Origin of the sequence: Pseudoalteromonas sp. Bsw20308 (genome assembly GCF_000310105.2) — a bacterium.
Taxonomy (GTDB): domain Bacteria; phylum Pseudomonadota; class Gammaproteobacteria; order Enterobacterales; family Alteromonadaceae; genus Pseudoalteromonas; species Pseudoalteromonas fuliginea.
In genome coordinates this window covers 1,045,503-1,070,189 of sequence record NZ_CP013138.1, presented here as the reverse complement: position 1 = coordinate 1,070,189, position 24,687 = coordinate 1,045,503, and the positions used below count along the sequence as shown (strand labels likewise).

Here is a 24,687-nt window from a genome sequence, read left to right as displayed (position 1 = left end):
AGTTATTTTATAAAGCTTAACGCAACAAAAAGTACGCTACTGCAATTAATACTACTAATCCCCAACCAAGTATTTCAATATATTGACGTAATTTTTGCTCCATCTTAGCTCCGCCCCACTTCATTAAAGCTGAAACTAAAAAGAATCGCGCACCGCGCCCGATGGCAGATGCAATTAAAAAAGGCAAAAAGGCCATTTGTAAAACACCCGCGCCAATCGTAAATACTTTATAAGGTATAGGTGAAAAACCAGCTAAAAAAACAACCCAAACACCGTAATCTTTAAACCAGTTTAATGCGACATCAAACTTTTCTTGCCAGTGCATTTGTGCAATTAATGGATCAACAACGGGTTCAAATAACCAAAAGCCGAGTAAATACCCAATTATTCCGCCAACAACCGATGCGATTGTGGCAAAACTTGCAAAGCGCCATGCTTTTTTAGGTTGAGCAAGCGACATAGGCGCAAGCATAACATCAGGTGGGATTGGAAAAAAAACAGACTCAGCAAAGCTCATTGCAGCCAAATAACGCTCGGCATGGCGATGCTTGGCCCATACAAGGGCCATATCATATAACTTAGTAAACAACTTCAAAATGAATTCCTATTCAATATCGCCAGGTACTAACGGCACAAATCTAACGGGAGCAATAACATGCTCTTTATAATTATCGCCTTTGCGGATAACCATTACTAATTTTTGATCGCTCTCACCAATTGGGGCTAATAACACGCCACCATCGGCCAACTGAGCAAGTAAGTCTTGCGGAACTTTAGAGGCCGCAGCAGTCACTATAATACCGTCAAACGGCGCTTGTGATTGCCAGCCTTGCCAACCATCGCCATGCTTCATGGTTACATTATATAAATCGAGTTGCTGCAAACGTCTTTTTGCCTGCCACTGAAGTGTTTTAATACGCTCTACCGAGTAAACCTTTGTAAACGTTTTGGCCAATATTGCAGTTTGATACCCAGAGCCGGTACCTATTTCTAGCACTTTATTGCGAACACCCGCAAGGCGAAGTAGCTCAGTCATACGGGCAACAATATAAGGTTGCGATATAGTTTGCCCCTGCCCGATGGGTAACGCTGTATTCTCATACGCTTTATGTTGCAACACGTCATCAATAAAAACATGGCGCGGAATATTCGCAATAGCACTAAGCACTTGGGTATCTTCTACGCCTTCGCGCTGTAGTAAATCAGATAACGCTTTGGCGCTGCGCGTATAATTAGCGAGCACGGTTTATCTCCAAATCGGCAAGCCAGTCTCCTACCGCTTCTAAGCTATCTTTAGCGGTCATATCAACACTTAATGGCGTAACTGAGGCATAGCCATTATTGATTGCGTAAAAGTCGGTGCCTTCACCTGCATCACTTTCGGTGCCAAGCGATCCATACCAATAAATATCACGACCCCAGGGATCCGTTTGTTTGGTCATGGTTTCGGCTTTATGACGAGCGCCTAAACGTGTTACTTGCACCCCTTTTAATTCACTTAGTGGAATATCTGGCACATTAATATTTATTATTTGATCTTTTGGAAGCGGATGCGAAGCCAAGCCCTTAATAATATTTACGGTAACAGCAGCGGCTGTTTCAAAATGCTCGCCTTTATGTGAGCAAAGCGATACCGCAATTGCAGGTAAGCCCAAATGACGTCCTTCAGTCGCGGCAGCCACTGTGCCAGAATACAGCGTGTCGTCACCTAAGTTGGCACCATGATTAATACCAGCAACAACTAGATCTGGTTTTTCATCAACCAGCTGATTTACACCTAAATGTACACAATCTGTAGGCGTGCCATTAACCGACATAAAACCATTTTCGAGTGTCGTCGCTCGTAGCGGGTTCATTAATGTTAAAGAATTACTCGCGCCACTGCAGTTACGATCGGGCGCAACAAGAGTTACCTCTGCAATTTGTATAAGCGCCTGATATAAAACCGCAATGCCTTTGGCATTTACGCCATCATCGTTACTTAACAGTATCTTCATTTATGCCATTATCCTTTTCTTTGCGCTCTCGTGGGCTTGCATCTGTATAATCCACCAGCTCGCGTAATAATGCGGTTGCAAAACACCCTTTAGGCAAACCAAAACTCAGTTTTAAACTCGTTTCATCTATGGTCTCAACCGTTAAGTTTTGCGGAATTAAACGCAGCATTCTGCGCTCATTTTTAAGGCCGAGTTCACCCAAGCCATCGCACCATGCTTGGTAAGGTGCAAGCCATACTTTTTCTTGCTCGGTTAAGCCTTTTTCACTTTTACCCACCATAGGTGCCGACATCATAATATCGCCAGTGGCTAATCGCTCAATGTTTTCATCGTTAATCGCATCTTCAAAAAATGCATTACTGCCGCTGAGCATAAATACTTCACGGTGCATTGTTTTAGCTAAACCATGCTCTTTTACACGCAGGCTCACTAACTGATTAAATACATGCGATCGTGCTGCTGAAATAATAATACCGCGCAACTTTTTATCGCGAATACGCTCACCGGCAAACATTTTTTCAGCCATAACTAAGTTATGACCACCATGACCAAAGCGCTGCTCGCCAAAGTAATTAGGCACGCCTGCGCGTACTGCGTTAATACGGCATAGAATATCAAGAGGCTTGGTTACATTACGAAGCGTAATAGTAAATTTATTACCTTTGTGGCAGCCCGTACGTAACTTACGGTCGTGGCGCTGTTGCGAAACAATAAAAATACTCTCGCTATTCAAGTCGCTAAAATCGATAGGCTTTTTAATCGGTACTTTTACACTAAACCACTGCGAGCACACACCGTGGCGATCTTTCATGCCTGCGTAACTTACGTCTCGCGGTGAAACACCCGCACGCTGCGCAATTAGCTTTGCAACGTATTGCGTGTTTTCGCCTTTTTTAACCACCTGCAAACACACGTGTTCGCCACTGCCGGTAAATTCTATACCTAAGTCTTCATCAACCATAAAGTCTTCAGCAGTGGTTTTAAAATCAGCTTTAGAAAGCGGTGCACCGTATAAATAATTTAAATCGCTCATGCGTTTTTTGTACTCGCAAGCTCTTTACTCATAATAACCACCGCATGGCTCGAAATACCTTCTTTGCGCCCTTCAAAGCCTAGCTTTTCGGTAGTAGTGGCTTTAACGTTAATTTGGCAAAGGTCACAATTTAAATCACTGGCTAAATTAGCACGCATAGCTTGAATATGTGGCAGCATTTTTGGCGCTTGCGCAACAATAGTCACATCGCCATTGCCAAGTACGTAACCTTGCTCTTTAGCTAAGCCCACCACATGGCGAAGTAAAATACGACTGTCGATATTTTCATACTCACTAGCTGTATCGGGAAAGTGCTTACCAATATCACCCATAGCAAGGGAGCCTAAAATAGCATCACATAATGCATGAATAGCAACATCGCCATCGGAGTGCGCTAAAAAGCCCTGTGGGTAATCAATTTTTTCACCACAAATAGTTAACGGGCCTTCGCCGCCAAATTTATGTACGTCAAAACCATGGCCAATTCGTATCATGATGCACTCTCGTTTTGTTGTTTATGTAATAAAAACCCAGCCAAATCTAAATCCTCTGGTGTGGTTATTTTAATATTGTCGCTGCGCCCTGCCACAAGCTTTACCGGTTTGCCCGCCCATTCAATAGCACTGGCTTCATCGGTAATAGTTGCCCCACTTGCTAATGCGTTTTGAAGTGCATTTTTAAGCTCGTCATATTTAAAAAATTGTGGGGTAAGTGCTTGCCATAAATCGTCTCGTGGCACAGTTTGTAGGGCATGTGTGTGGCCACGTTTTATGGTGTCTTTTACTTTGCTAGCTAAAATACCACCTTCGTCAGCACACATGCATTCATCAATTAAGCGTTCTATATCACTAATATTAACTAACGGGCGTGCAGCATCATGTACCAGCACCCATGCTGGAGGATTGGGCGCTAAAAAAAGTAAGCTATTGAGCACTGAATCGGCACGTTCATTTCCGCCACTGGCGCGAACAATGCGTTTATCAACGAATGAAAGCTCGTCAAAATAGGGGTCGCTGTCGCTAAGAGCAACAACAATAGTGCTTAATTTAGGTAATTGAGAAAGTTTAGCTAAGGTGTGTTCTAAAATGGTTTTACCCGCTAATTGTATGTATTGCTTAGGCGCATTGTGCTGCATTCTACTGCCAACACCTGCAGCAGGTACAATTGCTGCAATAGTCTGTTTATTTGTCATATTGTTTGCCCGGTAAAACACGAATAAATGTTTCGTCCGGTTTAATCATTCCCAATTCGTTGCGTGCACGCTCTTCAATACCTTCTTGGCCAAGCTTTAAATCTTCTATATCAGCTGTAAGCACTTTATTTCGTTTAATAAGCTTTTCGTTAGTGTGTTGGTGTGATGCGACAGCGCCTTTTAATCGCGTGTAGTCTTGTACGCCATTATGACCAAACCATAATCTATATTGCACAAACAGTGCTAAGCACAATAAGCAAGCTTGAAAAAATCGCATTTAACACTCCTTATTTTAAATCCCGAATACCTTAACTTTATTAAGCTAAAGGGCGCTTTAAATTGCGCCAATTAATACTACCCGCTAAAAGCATTTCGCGTAGTGATAAGAGCCGTGGTGAGCAGCGCTTTGAAAACTGCCATTGATGCCCACAACAAGCTGCGGTAAAACTTACCTTACTTGGCTTTATTAACTGAGCGTTTTGCTGCTCAAGCCCATTTCCTAAAAAATCAAACCAACCTAGCTCGTTACAATGCAGCTTATTTTCGTCTAACTGATCGATACTGTCTATTCTCAGGCGCACCTGATCGTAGCCATGCAACATAACAGGCACTATTAACCCCACTTTGGCATGTGTTTGATAAAAAAGTTCATTAGCTTGAACATTCACATCGGGTGGTGTCGGTTTTTGTTTTTCAAGCCAAGACCCATTTTGCGAGTCCAACGTAAAAGGTGTGTCACCATTGGCAACTAACGTTGCCGCTCGCTCAATATAATAGGGTAGGCTTTTTAACTGCCGACGTAGCTTATCAGCATTAGGCTCTGCGACTAAACGCAAAACCTCACGCTGATAAAATGCATTGCACAATTGTGCATATAACACTTTTTGCGCATCAGTTTGCCAAATTTCAACTTGTTGCAGAGCACCAAGTGACTGATTTTTCGCTACCAATAGCTCTACTCAAAAACATTTAGGTAAATGTTTTATAGCACAGTACTGAATGCTTTTTAAGCATTACATACTAATTTAAGCGCTTGGCTTTTCACCTAATTTAGCTTTACCTGATTCTAAAAATTGCACAACCGTATTACGCTTTTTACCAATTAATAAACTGCCATCAGCTAAAAACATAAAGTTTTGCCAATTGCGTTTAAATACATCAAACGTCGTTTCGATAATATTATCGCGCGCCATACAAAAATAAACCGTGGTGTTAGCTTCCCAATCTAAAAACGTTAAGATTGCTTCTGGTGGTAGCGCATCACCATTTTCCCACGCATCTTGCCAATCTACTTCTTGGCTAAAGCTTTTTTCTTGGCCACACCAATCGGTGTCTTCAAAAAAATCAGGGTGATCAAACTCACGGCTCACCATGGTTGTCCAAAGTACTGCTGCGCGCTCGTCGCTCATAGGCTTTATTTTTGCTGCGTCTTCATCAGATACAGGTAAATCTTTGTGGCGAAAAACCCACGCCTTTTTGTAATCATCTAAAGAAATATAGTTCATAGTATTGGCAAATTAGTTAACATTAAAAGTGCAAAGCCAAATTATACAAGAGATCAAAACATGACTACAGCAATAAAACCACTTTCCCTAAAACCAGGCATATACCAACACTACAAAGGCCCGCAATATAAAGTTATTCATGTTGCCACCCATAGCGAAACCGAGGAACAGCTTGTGATTTACCAAGCACTTTATGGTGAATTTGGTATATGGGCGCGCCCATTAAGCATGTTTAACGAAACAATAGAAAAAGACGGTAAAACTATACCGCGTTTTGCTTATATTGGACCTGCAGCTTAACTATGGCATTATAACAAAATAACTTACTGCTCAGACCAGACAAGGGTACACCGTGCAATTTAATTCAACTGACAATTACATAGCGAGTAGCGCGCTTAAACAAGCTGTAAATGCTGCCATTATGCTCGAAAAACCACTTTTAATTAAAGGCGAACCAGGCACAGGTAAAACCATGCTGGCTGAGGAGTTAGCTAAAAGTTTAGATACCACACTTATTCAGTGGCATATAAAATCGACCACTAAAGCGCAGCAAGGTTTATACGAGTACGATGCGGTTTCGCGCCTGCGCGACAGCCAACTAGGTGACGAGCGCGTACACAACATTAGTAACTACATCGTTAAAGGTAAGCTTTGGCAAGCATTTACGTATGCAGAGCTCAACGGCAAACGCCCAGTGCTTTTAATTGATGAAATAGACAAAGCTGACATAGAGTTCCCAAACGACTTACTACTTGAGCTTGATAAAATGGAGTTTCATGTTTATGAAACTAACGAGCGCATTGTCGCAAAAGAGCGCCCTATTGTGATCATCACTTCCAATAACGAAAAAGAATTACCGGACGCATTTTTACGCCGCTGCTTTTTTCATTATATTGATTTTCCAAGCAGCGACGAAATGCAGCAAATTATTGACGTGCACTACCCTAACGTTAAACAGGATTTAGTACGCCAAGCACTTGAAGTGTTTTTTAACCTGCGCGAAGCAAACGGCCTTAAAAAGAAACCTTCCACCAGCGAATTACTCGACTGGTTAAAGCTTTTAATGGCTGAAGACATAGACGCAAAAACACTGCACGACAAAGCTAAAAAAGGCGGTTTAATGCCCTTGTTTGGCGCATTACTTAAAAATGAGCAAGATATAAGCCTAATCGAAAAGCTCGCGTTTATGAGCCGCTAGGGCCTGTTGACCTTTCAGGATTAAAATTTGTTCTAACTAGGGACGATTTAATCGTGGCGCGAGGTTTGTAACCTAGTGGGCTAAGTAAAAGCCGAGCAAAGCTTCCGCGTCCTGCTCACGCCCCTTACCTACATCCATGTAGGCAACAAAGAGTTAATCGTCCCTAGGACGAACCTTCAGGCAGCGCGTGTTTGGTATTTATGCTGTGTTATCGCCTATTTATGGGGAATAACCACACTACATAGGCTCTGCCTTGCCTAAATACCAAACACACTGCTGCAAATTTAACCTCGAAAGATAAACAGGCCCAAACATGCTAGTACAGTTTTTTTTCAAATTACGTGAGTACCGCTTGCCTGTAAGCCTGCGCGAGTTACTCGATTTAATTAACGCCTTAAAAAAAGGCGTTATATTTGCCGACGTAGACGCCTTTTACCATTTAGCGCGCACCATAATGGTAAAAGACGAAACGCACTTTGATCGATTCGACAAAGCCTTTAGCGACTACTTTAGTGGTATTGCCGACCTTGATTTGCTCGAGAGTTTAAAGCAACAGCACAACTTACCTGAAGACTGGCTACGTAAAGAGTTTGAAAAAAACCTAAGCGATGAAGAAAAAGCTCAACTTAAAGCCATGGGCGGACTCGACGAGCTTATGAAAACCCTAAAAGAGCGTTTAGAAGAGCAACAAAAACGCCACGCAGGTGGCAATAAATGGGTAGGCACTGGCGGCACATCACCTTTTGGTGCATACGGCTATAACCCAGAAGGTGTGCGCATAGGGCAAGACGGCAACCGTAATCGCCAAGCGGTAAAAGTGTGGGACAAACGAGAATACAAAAACCTCGACACCGACAGAGAAATTAGTTCGCGCACAGTTAAACTCGCCCTTAAAAAGTTACGAAAGTTCGCCCGCACTGGCGCAAGCGACACGCTTGATTTAAACGAGACTATTCGCGCTACTGCAAAACAAGGCGGCATGCTTGATGTAAAAATGGCACCCGAACGCCACAATGCAGTAAAAGTATTGATGCTGTTTGATATTGGCGGCTCAATGGATGACTATATCCACACCTGCGAAGAATTATTTAGCGCCGCTCACAGCGAATTTAAACACCTAGAGTTTTACTACTTTCATAACTGTTTATACGAGCACGTTTGGCAAGACAACGCACGCCGCCATTCAAACGTAATAGACACCATGACGCTGATTAATAAATTTACCAGCGACTATAAAGTAATATTTGTTGGCGATGCCACTATGGGCCCATACGAAATAGCTTATGCGGGCGGCTCGGTAGAACACTACAATGAAGAGCCCGGCAGTGCATGGTTACAACGTATAACAAACCACTTTGATAAAGTCGCCTGGCTCAACCCACAACCCGTTGAACACTGGCCGTACTATCAATCAATTGGCTTTATAAAAGAGTTAATGAACAATCGCATGTATGCGCTGAGTTTGGATGGGATAAGTAGAGCGATAAAAGAGCTGAGTTGATAGTTAATATCAATGACAGCTCAGTGCCATGAGCGGACGTTGGTAGCGCCTTTGCCGCAGGCTCAGTTGGAGCGTAGTACTTTGGTAGTAATTGTGAAGCCATGCCAAAGTGTGGAGGAAAATGTAAGTCCCGTTCACAAACCTATTAAGCATTTTTATACTGGTTTTGAAAAGCATCTCTTGAGAAGTCAAAGAATACTTTTTGATGCTCTTTCAGGAATGAATCAATACTAGTGTTTGTTAGATCTAATATGTTCTCTAAACCCTTCTCTGCCTTTGGGTTATCCCAATTCAGATTTGGGCTCCCAATCATGACTGCAAAAGCTTGTAACCTGTCGTATTGCCATAGAAGGTTGTTACATGAATTTATGCAGTCAACAAAGTTTGGGATACTATAGATTTGCCCTTTAACTAAAAGGGATTTAATCTTATTGTAACTTGCTTCACTGTCCCTGAGAGAAGCAAATAATCTTTCAGAAGTTTCTTTACCTTCTTTCTCGATAAATTTAATCACCCATAACTTTTTATCTGAGTTCTGACCTACGTTCATATCAAATTGGTAACTATCAATACCTATTTGTGCAAAGTTTAAATACTGGATTGTTACGCTTAGAGATTGAAGATAAGAATGGACGCTATCCGTTAGTTGATCCAATAAATTAGAAACTTGAGAAGCCTTATGTTGTTTTTTCCAAACATTTAAAGCGGAGATTGCTATACACAGTGTTGCGAAGCCAATAAGGCTTTGAGAAATTCCAATCCAATTCCAGCTTAATATACTACATATGATTTCTTTCATTACTTTCCCTGCTTAACAGCTTTATAAAATTGGATTTCCCAGCTACCACTAGGCTTTTTTTAAAAGGTGATGGCTTTTACTTGTTAGAGACTCTATTTTTCTAGTGAAAATACCTTACTCTTTCCTATCTTTTGTTCTCTTCTACACTGAGTTGCAGATTTGAGCGTGATTAGCATTGATGCCAGAGGGTCTTTAGTTTCCTTAGCAAGATTCATAAAGCGTTCATCACAAAGTTTATCCCTTCCAAGATACTTAACACATTGGAATTTAACATTCGCAACGTGAATATCATTATAATCACCTTTATCATTCAACAAGGAATTAAACGCAATCATAGAAAGCCTTACTCTATCCAGTGATATTCTTTCCAAGTGTTCAGAACATTTACCTTTTCCAACAGGGAAAAAGTTGTCTTTGTACAGCCCGGCACCACTGTATGAATAGTCATTTCCTTCCATGCTCTCCCCGTTGGGGCCGTACCCAATAATACTCAGATATTCATGGGGCTGATTATAATCGGGTTTTAACCACCTAGTATTATTGTCAATGCAGCTATACAGAATGACTATAGGAACCAGAAGCCATAACCCTTTTATGAATATACCAGCCATTTTATTGCCTATACTTTCTAATTGTTCCCAAATCATATTTTACTCTAACAGTTTTATCAGAGGACGCTTTCCGTATTTTAGTGCGAAAACGTCCTTATTTTGTGAACTTACATTAATAGCAAATAGTGTAAGTGATTGCCATCTATGAAAATTATGCTTTCTGTAACTCATTTAAACATGTAAAAAAGAGGAACGTTTCTTCTTATTCTTACCAAACTAATGAAGACTCACCTGACTGACCGGTTATCGCTCTGAGCAGCCATGCAGATAATATTTAAATCATACAACTACAAAACGTTACTTCTCGTTCATTTTAGTTTAAATCGATTTACTCATAAACAAGCTGTACGGATCTACCTCATAATCACCAAATGGCTCACACTCTTTAAAACCAAATTGAGCATAAAGCTTTTGTGCGGGTAAAAATGCCTCTGCAGTGCCGGTCTCTAAACTTAACTTTTTGTAACCTCGCAAAGTTGATTGCTCAATAATATGCGTAAGTAACTTAGCAGCGATGCCTTGGCGTAAATAGTTGCTTGATGTGCGCATTGATTTAATTTCGCCATGCGTTGTATTTAGTGCTTTTAAAGCGCCAACACCCGCTAAATTATTATCAATCCATAAGCTATAAAAAGTTATATCGGGCTGAGTGAGTTTACTCACATCAAGTGCATGTACGCTCTCAACGGGCGAGTGTTTTAACATATCGTTATGATGCGCTTGTAGTAACTTTATAACGTGTGGGTTTGAAAGCTCACCTATTCTAACATCCATTTATACCTCGTTTAATCCTAGAATTTAATGCTTTAGGGCTTTAATTAAAACCCTAAAGTAAGTGGCTCTATTTAGGCTGCTAGTTTCCATACTACAAAAGCGACAGCAAACCCAACTAAGTACACCAAACCTAACCACGTTAAACTACGTAGTAAAACGCTATGCCTTATAGCAGGCTCTGATCGCACGAGGCTAAAGTTGAGCCATGCAAATACAGGCGTTGTAACAAATGAAAGTGTCATTGCAAACGTAAGCATGGGGCCAAGGGCTGATTTAAAAAATAAAATAACGGCCATACCGGCAAGTGCTTGTAGTATTAACCAAATATTTAGGCTGTGTTTTGATTGCTTAAAGCCAAGTAGCTTATGGGATTCGTTAAGTGTGCGAGCGTAGCCATCTAGCACGGTGAGTGTAGTGCCAAACATACATAAAGAAGCGATTGCTGATACAAGTGGCCTTGCCCACTCGCCTATTGTTAATGCGTACATATCAATAAGCTGCTTGGCAAACGCGACACCGCCGAGCTCTATACTACTGGTTTGCCCGTACTGCACTAATACACCTAAGCTAAAAAATACCAAGGCTAAGCCAGCTGTAAGCCAGTAACCTACGTTAAAATCGAACAAGCCTTGGCTTTTAGAAACTGTTTGCTGCGCTTGTTTTTCTTTTAGCCAAAGCGAGCTAAGAGCTGATATTTCTATTGGGGCAGGCATCCAGCCCATTAAAGCCACCATAAAGCTAAGCATGGCAAGCTCATATGGTGAAGGCCCTACATAGTCAGCAGGCGCCACTGGGCCGTTACTAAACGCGATAACTAACGCAATAACGGTAGCCAGTGTTAATAATCCCATTATGCCTTTGGCCACACTGTCGAGCGCTTTAAAGTGCCCTAACAATAATATGGCTAAGCACACTCCTAATAATATCCAACATAGCAGTGTTACCTCTATCACTACAGGCAGCGCGTAATGCAGTAAGCTTGCGGTAAGTAGTAGTACGCCGGCGGTGTTAACGACGGCGGCTACAATGTTTAAACCGATAAAGCTGTAAAAATAAAACGGGCCTTGACTCTTATAGCCCTCCACTAGGCTATTTTTAGTCGCGAGTGTGTATTCCATACCAAAGCGAAAAAACGGGTACTTTAAAACATTAACAACAAGGATTAGCCAAAATAGTTGCCAACCAAATATTGCTCCAGCTTGCGTAGAGGCAACTAAGTGAGAACCGCCAATAGCGGCTGTTGCCATGAGTATTCCAGGTCCAAGCGCACCTAGTCGATACTTCCATACTGCTTTTGTTGTGTGCATTAATTTCTCAAAATATGTGTGTTGTACGCTGCTTTTATTAATTCTTTTGATTAATAAACTGCAAGAACGCATAACTTACCTAAATTACAGGCAATAAAAAAGAGCCATACGGCTCTTTTTTATAATACTTTGGAACTAAATTTTATTTAAGATCCATCTCTTGGATGATCTCGTGTGCGATTTCAGGTGTCGTGCTAACAGGCTTTTCGTGTAGGTTTGCTTTTATCTGCCCTTTTCGATGTTTTAGTGCCGCATCGAGTTTTTTAGCTGCACTTGCAATGGCAGGGTACATAACTTCGTTTTCCCCTTTTACCGATATGCGCGTGCCTTCGTAATTAGTGCTAATTTCAGCTTGGATTTTATGATGCTCTTTAGACAAAATAATATCGAGTGCAATAAGCGATGGAAAGTGGCTCTCGATTTTTGAAAATTTTTCGTTGATGTGCTCTCTAATAGAGTCAGTAACTTCAACATGGTGACCAGAAAGATTAATTTTCATAGGGTATCCTTTTATTTGTTACCTCATAAATAGTATTGGGGGCTATTTAGATTAACACAAGGAAAAAAGAGAGATATTTGAGGTTTATTTGCGGCTTTTGGTGATTTAAATCATGCGTTGTGCAAAGTTTATGCAAAGCCCATTGTACATGGGCTTTCAGACGTCTACTTAACTTAAACTAAGATTGGTTAATCTGTGTACGAACAACAGTAGTCAGCAAAATCAGATACTTTTACTTTAAAGCTTACATTTGCATCAACATTAAACGACTCACCCGCGTTAAATGTTTTCCACTCACTTGCACCTGGTAATAAAATATCCCATTGGCCAGCTAAAAGCTCCATGCATTCTTTTTGGTTTGTATCAAAAACAAACTCACCTGGTTGCATAAAGCCTAACGTTTTCGCTTCGCCATCACCTAAAATAACGGTACGGCTTGACACTTTTCCGTCAAAATATACATTGGCTTTTTTTACTACACTTACGTTATCGAACTTTGGCATTTTTAGCTCCTGCTAATTTTTATATTTAATTGCGGTCACATTGCCTGATACATAATGAGCTTGCAAGGAAGTGGAGCGAAAAACATTAAGTCAAAATATCATAACGGCAAACAACAACTTATTTTTATTGAATATTAGCTTTTAGAGGATATGTTAAATAATTAGAAGCTACGCTTCTCACGTGAGCAAGCTCTACGTCTACAAATAACGCTCCTTAACTTTTGGTGCAACTTTTTGTAAAGCTAGCTTTTCTTGTTTTAAAAGTAACTCTTTTACAAAATTTTAAACCAGCGAGATCGCGCAACAGAACTTATAATTTATTACAAGGAGGAATAAGAGACACTGCGCTTTCAAAAAAAGAGATAAGGCTCTGACAAAGTTAAACGCCCTGCGAGTTATTAGTAATTAAATTATCGTGGTCGGGGGGTAACTCAGTAAGCTTTATTGATTCCATAATCCGCTGTTGTGACTCAAGTGCATGCTTAGCCCATTTTTTATGCTTATCAGAGCGATCAATACGATGATTAAATTCAACCTCTAAAAAAGCATGTTCACTTAATGGTAAACAATAAAAATCTTGGCGAGAGAGGCTATTATTTCTTTTTACTTGGTAGAACACCCACTGGCAATTGTTAAATATAACTTCTTTGGCTGCTGGTAGTGGTGGATATCCTCGAGTCTCAATACGCCCTAAAATTTCTTCTTTCAGTGCCTCACCTTCCCAAGGGTTTGCTCTTTTACTGGATTCTAACGTGGTATCATTTTTAACTTCGGTATTTCTGCCATCAGGTCCCCAATGGAAGTTATCGTATGATTCAATCACAAAACGCTTTAATTGCACGGTATCCAGTACATTGATTTCATTAGTTTGTTTAATCCTTAGTTGGCAACTAAGCATGCCATACTCACTACTTGGTAAATAGCTTACTGGTGGCAAGTACATCCAGTTTTTAGTAAGCATATGTACATATACGTGGTGGAAATAATCTTCCTTGTGCTGATTAAACCAACTTGTTGAATTATAGGGAAATGAGACATCAATTGTAGAAGGTACAGCAGCAACATTACTACTAGGCATATCAAGGGTTAATAGCTTACCTTCTAAAATAAAGCGATAGTAGATGCAATTTTCAAAATTAGGCCCCTCAATAAAACCACGATAAAACGCCTTGGCTAAATTAAACACTTTTAGAATTATCAGCAATTAAATTATCGTGATCTGGAGGTAAATCACTGAGCTTTATTGATTCCATAATCCGCTGTTGTGATTCAAGTGCATGCTTAGCCCATTTTTTATGCTTGTCAGAGCGATCAACACGATGGTTAAACTTTACTTCTAAAAAAGCATGCTCACTTAATGGCAAACAATAAAAATCGTGACGAGAGCGCCTATTACTTTTTTTTACTTGGTAAAATACCCATTGGCGATTATTAATCATAACCTCTTTAGCGGCAGGTAATGGCGGCTTTCCATAAGATTCAATACGACCTATAATTTCTTCTTTTAAAGCTTCCCCCTGCCAAGGATTTGCTCTTTTACTCGATTCTAAGGTGGTATCATTTTTGATTTTAGTGTTTTTTCCATCTGGGGCCCAATGAAAGTCATCGTACTCATCAATTACAAAATGTTTTAATTGGCTGATATCAAGCACATTGATTTTATTGGTTTGTTTAATCCGTAACTGACAACTGAGCATGCCATACTCACTACTGGGCAAATAACTAACTGGTGGTAAATACATCCAATTTTCAGTGAGCATATGTACGTATTCATGGTGTAAATAGTTTTTTTTATGTTGTTTAAACCAGCTGGTCGAATTATAGGGAAACGATATATCAATAGTAGACGGTACAGCTGCGACATTGCTATCCGGTACATCGAGAGTGAGTAGTCTGTCTTCTAAAATAAGACGATGGTGAACACAATTTTCAAAATTGGGCCCACCAATAAAACCACGATAAAACGCCTTAGCTAATTTGATCATAACCGTGCATCCGTAGTCGGTAGAGTTTTAATAAACTTTCTTACTACATCGGCCTTATCATTATAACCAAGCATTTGAAGTTGGTCAGCGTAAGTGACTAGACCTAAAAATGGTAAAGTATGAGGGCTGGCACCAGCATCATCACCTGTAACTAAGCCTTTAAATTTCATCGAACGGACAAGACTGCTTGACGATAAGTCATTACGGCCAGCTAGATTAGGTACTAAATCATAGGGGTTATTACGCACCGCAACAACTTTTAATCCGGTACTATGGGCAATGCGTTTTAAACGCTCGATATTTGAGCCTGAGCCATGCACGGCTAATTGTTGGCCTGTAAGTGACTTACCATAATATATACGATAGTGCTCCAGGGCTGCGCAAAAAATTATCGCGCCTTGGCTGTGCGCTAACCATTTAACCTGCTTACCTTGCTGGTTATTTTGTGCCAACACCGCTGCTAAATGTTGAGCGTTATGGGATTTAGTACCTAAGCGTTTATCAAACGCACATTCCACCAAATCTAGCTTTGGTCGATCTGTTGGGTTATGAAACAGCGTATAAGCTTTAATACCGTCTCCCTCATAAGCTCTATCAAGGTGGGTGCCCATTAACCATGTAGCTTTGGTAAGCTCATTTTGCATACCATTGACTGCTGCGTGTTGTGTATTGACTCGAGTCGTTGGAGTAACGTCTTCATCCCACGCTCCTTGTATTTCTTCTATCTCTTCCCTCTTCATGGCTTTATTATAAGTATGATTACTAAGCCTTTTTACTTCATAAAGCATCGTACGCTCTGCAGCAAAGTTACTTTTAGCTCCCTGCAATTGCCTATCGAAAAGTATATCTTCCAAATTGATAAAATTATTTTTAAGTGAGTATTCAATTAAAAAATGATAATTACGAAATGGGTACTTTGTTCGCCATAAACGGCGCAGCGGGTTACGGCTATGCTTAATTGAGTTTGTAGCATTAGGGTTCGAGCATATTTGAATAATATCGGCGCATACCATTTTTAAATCATAGTCATTGAGCTGCGATAGCATAGCAAGTGCTTGGCAAGTAAATTTAGCTTTACTAAATGGGAAGTTAACGGGGAGCTTAACACCAAAATCTCGACAGCTAAGCGCGTCAAGTGGGATAACAGAATGAGCATTGATAGTTTTATTGAGTTTAGACCAAGACATATTTCTTCCTTGTAAATGAGTCTGGGTTAAAATACTACGTTAAATTATTTATTAGAGCAAAAATAATTTAACGCAGTATTTTAATGTTGAATTACATCTTTCTGGCTCCATTGTAGGTCGTCATTTATGGCGTCATATTTTTGATTTACCTTTAACGCGCTAAAGCACGACCTACAAACAAAAAAGCCCGCCCTGTTTTAAACAGAGCGGGCTTTTAATCTTTAAAGCAATCGATTAAAAAAGCTCGTTTGCTTTGCTTACAATGTTTGCCACTGTAAAACCAAAGTGCTCAAACAACTCATTAGCTGGTGCCGACTCACCAAAGGTAGTCATACCTACTACTGCGCCATTTAGACCTACGTACTTGTACCAGTAGTCAGCAATACCCGCTTCTACTGCTACGCGGCGTGTAACAGATGCCGGTAATACGCTTTCTTTATACTCTGCGCTTTGATCTTCAAAGGCATCAGTACATGGCATAGATACAACACGTACCTTTTTACCTTGGCTGCGTAGCTCAGTTGCTGAATCTTGTGCTAGTTGCACTTCAGAGCCCGTCGCAATGAAAATAATCTCAGGGTTGCCGTCACAGCTAAGGATGTAACCACCCTTTTTAACATCGCTTAATTGCTGTGCGTCACGCGCTTGTTGCTCAAGACCTTGGCGAGTAAAGATTAACGATGTAGGACCGTCTTTACGCTCAATAGCTTGTTGCCATGCAATTGCCGACTCAACTTGGTCACATGGACGCCAGTTGTATAAGTTAGGCGTTAAACGCATGCTTGCAATTTGCTCTACTGGTTGGTGAGTTGGACCATCTTCACCTAAACCGATTGAATCGTGCGTGTATACAAAAATGCTTGGTTGCTTCATTAATGCAGCCATACGTACAGCATTTTTTGCATATTCAACAAACATTAAGAACGTAGCACCGTAAGGAATAAAGCCTTTATGAAGGGCAATACCATTCATAATTGCCGACATACCAAACTCACGTACACCGTAGTAAATATAGTTACCGCTTGCATCGTCGTGTGTTAAACCTTTAGAACCATCCCAAATTGTTAAGTTTGAGCCTGCTAAATCGGCTGAGCCACCCATAAATTCTGGTAATAACGGACCAAATGCGTTTAATGCATTTTGCGATGCTTTACGAGACGCTGGGTTTGCAGGGTTTGCTTGTAATTGCTCAATGTAAGCTTGAGATTTTTCAGCCCAATCACCAGGAAGCTCGTTGTTAATACGACGCTTGTATTGTGCTGCAAGCTCTGGGTATGCTTTTGCGTATGCTGCAAATTTTTCGTCCCAGCTTGATTCAAGCTGTTGACCTTTTTCTTTGCTATCCCATTGTGCGTAAATATCATCAGGAATTTCGAACGCATCGCCTGTCCAACCTAAGAATTCGCGAGACGCTTTAATTTCGTCATCACCTAGTGGTGCACCGTGGCAATCGTGGCTACCAGATTTATTAGGTGAACCGTAACCAATAATTGTTTTACAACAAATTAGTGATGGCTTATCGGTAACACTTTTAGCCTCTGCAATTGCAGCGCTTATAGCATCGCTGTCGTGACCATCAACATCGCTAATTACATGCCAACCGTATGCTTTAAAGCGAGCTGGCGTGTCATCTGTAAACCAACCTTCTACTTCACCATCGATTGAAATGCCGTTGTCATCCCAAAATGCAACAAGTTTACCCAGACCTAATGTGCCTGCAAGTGAACCTGCTTCATGAGAAATACCTTCCATAAGGCAGCCATCGCCCATAAATGCATAGGTAAAGTGATCAACAATATCGTGACCTTCACGGTTAAACTGTGCAGCTAGCGCTTTTTCAGCAATGGCCATACCTACGGCATTTGTGATCCCTTGACCTAATGGACCCGTAGTAGTTTCGATTCCTGGTGCATAGCCGTATTCAGGGTGACCTGGTGTTTTAGAATGCATTTGACGGAAGTTTTTAATTTCGTCCAATGGTAAGTCGTAACCACTTAGGTGCAATAGAGAATAGATAAGCATTGAACCGTGGCCGTTTGAAAGAATAAATCTGTCACGGTCAGCCCACTCTGGATTTGTTGGGTTATGTTTTAGATAATCGCGCCATAATACTTCTGCGATATCAGCCATGCCCATAGGGGCTCCAGGGTGACCAGATTTGGCCTTTTGTACTGCGTCCATTGACAAGACGCGAATTGCATTTGCAAGTTCTTTGCGAGATGGCATGAATTCTCCTACCTTTATATGTGTATTTGCACGGGTATTTATTATTCGTTTATGTATCCAAGTTTATTGAATACTGTTATACCGACCATTCTTACTTATTGTGGGGGCGGTGTGCAATTAAAAACCCCATAAAAGGGAGCATTATGAATATTTTTTAAGACCAGAACGACATTCGTAATTTTATTTAGACGTCTAGGCGTAAAAACACTATGCAAGGTGTTTTGTTTTCGATAAAATACGCCCCTTAATTTTTTAGCGCTAATACCGACGTTTGTGAAGCGCAATATTTGTGAGCAGAAATACAATGGCAAAACATTTATTTACTTCTGAATCAGTTTCTGAAGGTCATCCGGATAAAATCGCCGATCAAATCTCTGATGCGGTACTTGATGCTATCCTAGAGCAAGACTCTCATGCTCGCGTAGCGTGTGAAACGTACGTGAAAACCGGTATGGTTATGGTTGGTGGTGAAATCACGACTAGCGCATGGGTTGATATCGAAGAAATTACACGTAAAACAATTCGTGACATTGGCTACACAAATTCAGACATGGGCTTTGATGCCGATTCATGTGCAATTTTAAACACAATTGGTAAACAGTCTCCAGACATTAACCAAGGTGTTGACCGTACTAGCCCAGAAGAGCAAGGCGCTGGCGACCAAGGCTTAATGTTTGGTTACGCATGTAACGAAACAGAAGTACTAATGCCTGCTCCAATTACTTACTCACACCGTTTAGTACAGCGCCAAGCGCAAGTTCGTAAAAGCGGCGAGCTTAACTGGTTACGTCCAGATGCAAAATCTCAAGTTACTTTTGCATACGAAAACGGCAAGCCAGTAGGTATTGATGCTGTAGTGCTTTCTACTCAGCACAGCGAAGACATTTCGCAAAAAGATTTAGTAGAAGCGGTGATGGAAACAATCATCAAGCCGGTACTTCCTGCAGAACTTATTACAAGCGCGACTAAGTTTTTCATTAACCCAACAGGTCGCTTTGTAATTGGCGGACCAATGGGCGATTGTGGTTTAACAGGTCGTAAAATCATTGTAGATACATACGGTGGTATGGCTCGTCACGGTGGTGGTGCTTTCTCTGGTAAAGATCCATCAAAAGTTGACCGTAGTGCTGCATACGCTGCACGTTATGTTGCTAAAAACATTGTTGCTGCTGGCCTTGCTGACAAATGTGAGCTACAAGTTTCTTACGCAATTGGTGTTGCAGAGCCTACTTCTATCAGCGTTGAAACGTTTGGTACAAGCAAGCTAGAAGAAAGCCGTTTAATCGAGCTTATTCGTGAACATTTTGACCTGCGCCCTTACGGCTTAATTCAAATGCTTGATTTAGAACGCCCTATCTACCTTCCTACAGCGGCTTACGGCCACTTTGGTCGTGACGAATTCCCTTGGGAACGTACAGATAAAGCTGAAGCACTTCGCGCAGCTGCTGGCCTTTAATTGGTTAGGTAACTATCTAAATACAAAAAAAGCGCCAATTGGCGCTTTTTTTATGTATTATAAATAGCAGAATAAATTCAAACTTAATTAAAATAACGGTACATTAATAAAAATATTAAGGCAATTTACTCTTTGTTGCTCGGTTTTTACTTATTCTTACATGGATGTAAGCCAGTAGCGCAGCGCAGGAGCCGTTACCGAGCCCACTAGGTTACAAACCTCACGCCGCAATTAAACAGCCCCTAGATTGAACAAATTTTAATCCTGAAAGGCCAACAAGCCCTAATCCACAGACTTTATTTTGTGATCGCACAGAAAGTAGCTCATAAGTTAAAATAATTTAATTTTACATATGGATGCCTTTATAAAGGAGTTCGGTTTATACTCTTTTTATTAAAAAGCTTTAGGGGTACTTAAATGGCCGACAATTTTCGCGTTATATTTGCTGGACTTGCTGATGGAATAGACAGTAACGCTGCATCTATCAACCTTGCAGATAAACTAAAAACCTCAGAAGAAAAAGTAGCTCTTTTTTTTAAAGGAAAGCCACTGTTTGCACCGAGCCATAAAGACAAAGCACTAAAACAAGCCAAACTATTAGCTAGTTTGGGCATTAAAAGTAAGTTGCAGGCAGTTTCAAATGCAGCTAATACCTCAACTGAGCAGCCTCAAAGCAGTCAACGTGATGAACGTATTTTTGATGCCCTTGATTACATCACCAGTAGCTTAATTCGCCTTGAAGAAAAACTCGAAGAACTTGAACAACGCTTACCAGAAGAGCAATCAAAAAACCCTGAAATAGATGAGGATGACGATTGGCAAGACGACGATTTATTGCTTGATGAAGAGTTAGTAAGCACACCTAAAAAACGCAGTAATGTGCTTTTATATTCTTTAATAGCAACAGCCGTGACGTTACTTATTATATTGGCTGTATATTTGGCATTTCCTAGCTTATTTTCTTTATAATTGCATAGTGAAAGCATCAAATGAATAATAACCGTGCGCAGATAAGAAAATCTATCCGTGAAATACGTAATAACTTGTCAAAAAATCAACAAAATTTAGCGGCGCAATCGCTATATATGAATTTTATTCAACATTTAAAAAGTAAAAAAACGAATAAAACAGAGCATATAGCAATCTACTTAAGTAATGATGGAGAACTAGATACCTCACTGTTAATTAAAGAGTTATGGAATCTAAATCACCACATTTACCTCCCAGTAATACACCCATTCAATGGCGCTAATTTACTATTTCAGCGCTATGAGAAAAACTCACCCATGAGAGCAAATCGCTATGGTATCTTGGAGCCTAAGCTGAACTGCTCTCAAATATGCCCATTACCAGTGCTTGATTACCTCCTTATGCCATTAGTTGCATTTGATAAACAAGGTAATCGCCTAGGAATGGGAGGTGGGTTTTACGACCGGACATTGGCGCGTTTACACGAACAAAATTGGCAAAAACCACAACTAATTGGCCTTGCACATGAATGCCAAAAAGTTGAGGCTCTACCAATCGAGTCGTGGGATGTACCACTTAAAACCATTATCACTCCAGATAAAACATACTGTTGGTAACAATTAAATTTGATTACTAACCGCATATTTCTGACATACATGAGCACAAAGCAATGACACAAGACGAATTAAAAAAAGCAGCTGCTTGGGCAGCACTCGAGTTTGTAAAAGAAAACACTATTGTAGGTGTGGGTACAGGCTCTACTGTTAATCACTTTATTGATGCACTTGGCTCAGTAAAGGACACTATTGTAGGCGCTGTATCAAGCTCTGAAGCCTCTACCGTTCGTTTAAAAGAATTAGGTATTGAAGTATTTGAGCTCAATAACATTGATGTTTTGGATGTCTACGTTGATGGCGCTGATGAAATTAACGCTCAAAATGAAATGATTAAAGGTGGCGGTGCAGCCCTTACTCGCGAAAAAATAGTAGCGGCAGTAGCTAAACAATTTGTGTGTATTGTAGATGACACCAAATTAGTAGAAACGTTAGGTGACTTTCCGCTTCCGGTAGAAGTTATCCCTATGGCGCGCAGCTACGTTGCACGAGAATTATTAAAACTTGGTGGTGACCCTGTTTACCGTCAAGGTGTAGTTACCGATAATGGTAACGTTATATTAGATGTATTTAACTTAAAAATTACCAATGCCAAACAACTTGAAACACAAATTAACTCAATTGTTGGCGTAGTTACCAACGGCCTATTTGCGATGCGTGGTGCTGATAAAGTGATTATCGGCACTAAAAATGGGCCTCAAATTAAATAGGATGAGGTTATGAGTAAGGTATCGTTAGCAAAAGACAAAATTAAAATTCTCTTGCTTGAAGGTGTTCACCAAAGCGCTGTTGAAACGCTAAAGCGTAACGGTTACAGCAACATCGATTACGTTAAAACATCCTTACCTGAGGACGAACTAAAAGAACGCATTAAAGATGTACACTTTGTAGGCCTTCGTTCTCGCACTCATATAAGCGAAGCGGTATTAGATGCCGCTGAAAAGCTCGTTGCAGTTGGTTGTTTTTGTATTGGCACAAACCAAGTTGACCTAGACAGCGCACGCGAACGTGGTATTGCTGTATTTAACGCACCGTTTTCTAACACTCGTTCTGTTGCTGAGCTTGTACTTGGCGAAATTCTGCTTTTACTACGTGGTATTCCAGAGCGTAATGCAGCAGCTCATCGTGGTGGCTGGTTAAAAACAGCAAATGGTTCGTTTGAAGCACGTGGTAAAACATTAGGTATTATTGGCTACGGTCACATTGGTACTCAGCTGGGTATTATGGCTGAAAACATCGGTATGAACGTGGAGTTTTACGATATCGAAGATAAGTTATCACTGGGTAATGCCAAACAAGTTCATAACCTAACTCAGCTATTACAACGCTCTGATATTATTAGCTTACACGTACCAGAAACGCCGCAAACTAAAAACCTAATCGGCACAGCTGAACTTGCTGTTATGAAGCAGGGATCTATTTTGATCAACGCTTCTCGCGGAACTGTTGTTGATATTGATGCACTTGCAGAAGCGCTTACCGAGAAAAAGCTAAGTGGTGCAGCAATCGATGTGTTCCCTACTGAGCCTAAATCTAACGATGAAGAATTTGTATCGCCACTGCGTCAATTCGACAATGTTATTTTAACACCACACATTGGTGGCTCGACACAAGAAGCACAAGAAAATATTGGCATTGAAGTAGCAGGTAAACTGGCTAAATACTCAGATAACGGCTCAACGATTACTGCGGTTAACTTCCCCGAGGTATCGCTACCAGAGCTTGCTAATCGTAGCCGTTTATTACACGTGCACCACAATCGTCCTGGCGTACTAACACAAATTAACCAAGCGTTTGCACAGCACGGTATTAATATTGCCGCGCAATATCTGCAAACAGATTCAGCAATTGGTTATGTTGTTATTGATGTAGATACTGATCACTCTGAAGTTGCACTTAAAGAGCTAAGCGCTGTTGAGGGTACAATTAGAGCACGTATTCTTCATTAATAATGAGATTGGCTCTTTGAGCAATAACTACAGTTTTATAAAAACACCGCACTTAATTTAAGCGCGGTGTTTTTTTATAAGCTGTGTATTTCTCATAAGTTACATGTGCGCGATGTAAAATCGCACCTACCGCTTGGATATATATAATTTTGTAGGTGAGGTTTTATACCTCGCTTTTTAAACATTAAAGCGATATTGCACAAGCGCGAAATAAATTCGCACCTACCGCTTGGACATATATAATTTTGTAGGTGAGGTTTTATACCTCGCTTTACATATCTAAATATATTAAATAACACCGTTTAAAATAAAAACCTCAAGGCACAAAAAAGCGCGAGTAAAACTCACGCTTAAATCATTTAAATTGAACTATCAACACCTTTTCGCTTCACTGACAGCTCAACGCGATTATTAATCACCTTTTACTTCTAAATTAATAAACTTAACGAGCTCTTCAGGTTGCCCTACTAGCATCATAATGTGTTGATTAACTTCCATCATGGTTTTACCTTCAGGTAATTTTGCAGATACGCTAAATGAATTCAAACCTTTAGCAAAGCTAGTTAAAGCCTCAGCTATGTCTTGCGTTACGGGAGCTTGTTGTAACTGCTGCTGTAGCATAAGTTCCATTTGCTCTAACGTCATACCTTGCTTTTCAAGCTCACTTGATAATAAATCTTTTAGCTTACCTTGATTATTTAAGGCAAAACTAACATTGCGCGGCTCCAGTTTGCTCATTGCTTGCATAACAAGTGTTTGCTGCTGTAACTCTTGCTCGTAAGTCAGAGGTTGATTACCGGCTTCTTGTTGCGCCTTACTAATAGCCAATGACGCATCCATTAATGCTTTTGAATTAGCTAAGCCCATATCCATATTAAAACTAACAATATCTTTTGCATCTAATTTAACAACCACATCACTGTTGCCCGACTGTTCGTCGTAATCAAGCGATGAGTGTAAGTCATAGCTTGCCGATGCTAACATTTCGTTCGTATCTGCTGGTAATTTTGCGGCAAAGTCTTTATCAAACTGGAAGCTTTTTACATCAAACGATGTATGAGGCGAAATATTATCCGGATCGTAACCCGTTATTTCAATACTTTGAATCTTAGCAACATTGTCACCCTCAGGGCTTATTACTTCCATATTTGTTATTTCTACGCTTTTTGAAATAACACTTGCTGATAAACCAGCATATTTAAATATAGCGCCCGTTTGCTCACTTACTAAAGCAAGTTGCTTATCTACTTCTGCACGCACTTCTTGTGTTGCTACGTAATTTGCATAACTTACACCACCAACACCTGCTGCAACAATAGCGGCAACTATAACTAATTTTTTCATGTTATCTCCTTATTTAATTCTTAATATAAAATGCTCTT

Annotated in this window: 28 protein-coding genes; 8 read left to right on the top strand and 20 right to left on the bottom strand. The window is 40.5% G+C overall.

Features of this window, described 5'->3' with window-relative positions; translation table 11 throughout:
* Positions 1-16: 16 nt before the first annotated feature.
* The 9 genes from D172_RS04630 to D172_RS04590 all read right to left on the bottom strand — a co-directional run bounded on the left by D172_RS04630 (position 17) and on the right by D172_RS04590 (position 5,727).
* Positions 17-595: a YqaA family protein gene (locus D172_RS04630; protein ID WP_007376073.1), complete on the bottom strand. Its 579-nt coding sequence runs from the start codon at positions 593-595 to the stop codon at positions 17-19.
* A 9-nt stretch (positions 596-604) separates the two neighbouring features.
* Entirely contained in the window at positions 605-1,243 is a 639-nt protein-coding gene (locus D172_RS04625) for a protein-L-isoaspartate(D-aspartate) O-methyltransferase (RefSeq protein WP_007376072.1), read from the bottom strand.
* Positions 1,233-1,997, bottom strand: a complete 765-nt coding sequence (gene surE / locus D172_RS04620; protein ID WP_007376071.1) for a 5'/3'-nucleotidase SurE — start codon at positions 1,995-1,997, stop codon at positions 1,233-1,235. Before surE ends, D172_RS04625 begins: the two co-directional genes overlap by 11 nt.
* Positions 1,978-3,030 (bottom strand): tRNA pseudouridine(13) synthase TruD, encoded by a 1,053-nt coding sequence (gene truD, locus D172_RS04615; RefSeq protein ID WP_007376070.1) that lies wholly within the window; start codon positions 3,028-3,030, stop codon positions 1,978-1,980. The genes surE and truD overlap by 20 nt, the downstream gene beginning before the upstream one ends.
* Positions 3,027-3,524 carry a 2-C-methyl-D-erythritol 2,4-cyclodiphosphate synthase gene (gene ispF, locus D172_RS04610; protein WP_007376069.1) on the bottom strand — a complete coding sequence of 166 codons (498 nt, stop codon included), beginning with the start codon at positions 3,522-3,524 and terminating at the stop codon, positions 3,027-3,029. The genes truD and ispF overlap by 4 nt, the downstream gene beginning before the upstream one ends.
* Positions 3,521-4,222 carry a 2-C-methyl-D-erythritol 4-phosphate cytidylyltransferase gene (gene ispD / locus D172_RS04605; protein ID WP_007376068.1) on the bottom strand — a complete coding sequence of 234 codons (702 nt, stop codon included), beginning with the start codon at positions 4,220-4,222 and terminating at the stop codon, positions 3,521-3,523. The genes ispF and ispD overlap by 4 nt, the downstream gene beginning before the upstream one ends.
* Entirely contained in the window at positions 4,212-4,499 is a 288-nt protein-coding gene (ftsB, locus tag D172_RS04600) for a cell division protein FtsB (RefSeq protein ID WP_007376067.1), read from the bottom strand. The genes ispD and ftsB overlap by 11 nt, the downstream gene beginning before the upstream one ends.
* Before the next feature lie 40 nt (positions 4,500-4,539).
* Entirely contained in the window at positions 4,540-5,172 is a 633-nt protein-coding gene (locus D172_RS04595) for a hypothetical protein (protein WP_007376066.1), read from the bottom strand.
* Between the two features lie 75 nt (positions 5,173-5,247).
* The gene (locus tag D172_RS04590; protein WP_002958965.1) at positions 5,248-5,727 is read right to left on the bottom strand and encodes a DUF2947 domain-containing protein; all 480 of its coding nucleotides are present in this window, start codon (positions 5,725-5,727) and stop codon (positions 5,248-5,250) included.
* A 60-nt stretch (positions 5,728-5,787) separates the two neighbouring features.
* On the opposite strand from D172_RS04590, the gene D172_RS04585 reads away from it, so the two are divergent.
* From D172_RS04585 to D172_RS04575, 3 genes are all read left to right on the top strand, one after another.
* Positions 5,788-6,027: a DUF1653 domain-containing protein gene (locus D172_RS04585; protein ID WP_007376065.1), complete on the top strand. Its 240-nt coding sequence runs from the start codon at positions 5,788-5,790 to the stop codon at positions 6,025-6,027.
* Positions 6,028-6,079: 52 nt separating this feature from the next.
* Positions 6,080-6,925 carry an AAA family ATPase gene (locus D172_RS04580; protein WP_007376064.1) on the top strand — a complete coding sequence of 282 codons (846 nt, stop codon included), beginning with the start codon at positions 6,080-6,082 and terminating at the stop codon, positions 6,923-6,925.
* Between the two features lie 313 nt (positions 6,926-7,238).
* Positions 7,239-8,426 (top strand): vWA domain-containing protein, encoded by a 1,188-nt coding sequence (locus D172_RS04575; RefSeq protein ID WP_007376063.1) that lies wholly within the window; start codon positions 7,239-7,241, stop codon positions 8,424-8,426.
* A 145-nt stretch (positions 8,427-8,571) separates the two neighbouring features.
* Here the strand turns inward: D172_RS04575 and D172_RS04570 are convergent, their stop codons facing one another.
* The 10 genes from D172_RS04570 to tkt all read right to left on the bottom strand — a co-directional run bounded on the left by D172_RS04570 (position 8,572) and on the right by tkt (position 18,317).
* On the bottom strand, positions 8,572-9,225 hold the full coding sequence (locus tag D172_RS04570; RefSeq protein ID WP_007376062.1) for a hypothetical protein: 654 nt from the start codon (positions 9,223-9,225) through the stop codon (positions 8,572-8,574).
* Positions 9,226-9,317: 92 nt separating this feature from the next.
* Positions 9,318-9,872: a hypothetical protein gene (locus D172_RS04565; RefSeq protein WP_033023280.1), complete on the bottom strand. Its 555-nt coding sequence runs from the start codon at positions 9,870-9,872 to the stop codon at positions 9,318-9,320.
* Positions 9,873-10,154: 282 nt separating this feature from the next.
* Positions 10,155-10,610: a GNAT family N-acetyltransferase gene (locus D172_RS04560; RefSeq protein WP_007376060.1), complete on the bottom strand. Its 456-nt coding sequence runs from the start codon at positions 10,608-10,610 to the stop codon at positions 10,155-10,157.
* Between the two features lie 71 nt (positions 10,611-10,681).
* Positions 10,682-11,857: an NRAMP family divalent metal transporter gene (locus D172_RS04555; RefSeq protein ID WP_007376059.1), complete on the bottom strand. Its 1,176-nt coding sequence runs from the start codon at positions 11,855-11,857 to the stop codon at positions 10,682-10,684.
* A 202-nt stretch (positions 11,858-12,059) separates the two neighbouring features.
* On the bottom strand, positions 12,060-12,416 hold the full coding sequence (hpf, locus tag D172_RS04550; protein WP_007376058.1) for a ribosome hibernation-promoting factor, HPF/YfiA family: 357 nt from the start codon (positions 12,414-12,416) through the stop codon (positions 12,060-12,062).
* Positions 12,417-12,604: 188 nt separating this feature from the next.
* Entirely contained in the window at positions 12,605-12,919 is a 315-nt protein-coding gene (locus D172_RS04545; RefSeq protein ID WP_002958974.1) for a pyrimidine/purine nucleoside phosphorylase, read from the bottom strand.
* Positions 12,920-13,298: 379 nt separating this feature from the next.
* The gene (locus D172_RS04540; RefSeq protein ID WP_150115552.1) at positions 13,299-14,123 is read right to left on the bottom strand and encodes a hypothetical protein; all 825 of its coding nucleotides are present in this window, start codon (positions 14,121-14,123) and stop codon (positions 13,299-13,301) included.
* On the bottom strand, positions 14,098-14,904 hold the full coding sequence (locus D172_RS04535; protein ID WP_058230535.1) for a hypothetical protein: 807 nt from the start codon (positions 14,902-14,904) through the stop codon (positions 14,098-14,100). The genes D172_RS04540 and D172_RS04535 overlap by 26 nt, the downstream gene beginning before the upstream one ends.
* Positions 14,901-16,091, bottom strand: a complete 1,191-nt coding sequence (locus D172_RS04530; protein WP_007377798.1) for a hypothetical protein — start codon at positions 16,089-16,091, stop codon at positions 14,901-14,903. The genes D172_RS04535 and D172_RS04530 overlap by 4 nt, the downstream gene beginning before the upstream one ends.
* Positions 16,092-16,325: 234 nt before the next feature.
* Entirely contained in the window at positions 16,326-18,317 is a 1,992-nt protein-coding gene (tkt, locus tag D172_RS04525) for a transketolase (RefSeq protein ID WP_007377799.1), read from the bottom strand.
* A 304-nt stretch (positions 18,318-18,621) separates the two neighbouring features.
* Between tkt and metK the strand changes: the two genes are divergently transcribed.
* The 5 genes from metK (at position 18,622) to serA (ending at position 23,305) form a co-directional block, all read left to right on the top strand.
* The gene (metK, locus tag D172_RS04520) at positions 18,622-19,773 is read left to right on the top strand and encodes a methionine adenosyltransferase (protein WP_007377800.1); all 1,152 of its coding nucleotides are present in this window, start codon (positions 18,622-18,624) and stop codon (positions 19,771-19,773) included.
* A 417-nt stretch (positions 19,774-20,190) separates the two neighbouring features.
* Positions 20,191-20,742, top strand: coding sequence for a hypothetical protein (locus tag D172_RS04515; RefSeq protein WP_007377801.1), 552 nt, complete (start codon positions 20,191-20,193; stop codon positions 20,740-20,742).
* 20 nt (positions 20,743-20,762) lie between these two features.
* Entirely contained in the window at positions 20,763-21,359 is a 597-nt protein-coding gene (locus D172_RS04510; RefSeq protein ID WP_007377802.1) for a 5-formyltetrahydrofolate cyclo-ligase, read from the top strand.
* 53 nt (positions 21,360-21,412) lie between these two features.
* Positions 21,413-22,066, top strand: coding sequence for a ribose-5-phosphate isomerase RpiA (gene rpiA, locus D172_RS04505; RefSeq protein WP_007377803.1), 654 nt, complete (start codon positions 21,413-21,415; stop codon positions 22,064-22,066).
* 9 nt (positions 22,067-22,075) lie between these two features.
* Positions 22,076-23,305, top strand: coding sequence for a phosphoglycerate dehydrogenase (gene serA / locus D172_RS04500; RefSeq protein WP_007377804.1), 1,230 nt, complete (start codon positions 22,076-22,078; stop codon positions 23,303-23,305).
* A gap of 411 nt (positions 23,306-23,716) precedes the next feature.
* Here the strand turns inward: serA and D172_RS04495 are convergent, their stop codons facing one another.
* Positions 23,717-24,649, bottom strand: a complete 933-nt coding sequence (locus D172_RS04495) for a hypothetical protein (protein ID WP_007377805.1) — start codon at positions 24,647-24,649, stop codon at positions 23,717-23,719.
* Between the last annotated feature and the right edge of the window lie 38 nt (positions 24,650-24,687).